Raw genomic sequence first — 271 nt, forward strand, 5'->3', positions numbered from 1 at the left:
GAATCAAAGTTTGTCGACGTATTGCGTACCGTTGCAGCTGAAATGACCATGACCGAAATGCACGAGCAGCGCGCAGACTTTGTCCAGCGAGTGCAGAACAATGTCGCCAATGACCTTGAGAAAAACGGCCTAGAATTAGAATCTGTGTCGCTCACGGGTTTTGATCAAACTGACTTGCAATTTTTTAATGAAAATAACGCATTTGATGCCGAAGGTCGTGCTCGTCTAGCAAAAATCATTGAAGAAAAACGTAAAGAAACCAACGATATTC

The 271-nt window shown here is 43.2% G+C and carries 1 protein-coding gene; it reads left to right on the forward strand.

Going from position 1 to position 271, the window contains the following annotated elements; translation table 11 throughout:
* Nucleotides 1-271, forward strand: a 271-nt coding sequence (locus AAEY75_RS15205) for an SPFH domain-containing protein (protein ID WP_352260050.1), incomplete at both ends; no start/stop codon positions are given.

The sequence above is a fragment of the Psychrobacter sp. TB55-MNA-CIBAN-0194 genome, from assembly GCF_040309505.1.
Taxonomy (GTDB): domain Bacteria; phylum Pseudomonadota; class Gammaproteobacteria; order Pseudomonadales; family Moraxellaceae; genus Psychrobacter; species Psychrobacter fozii.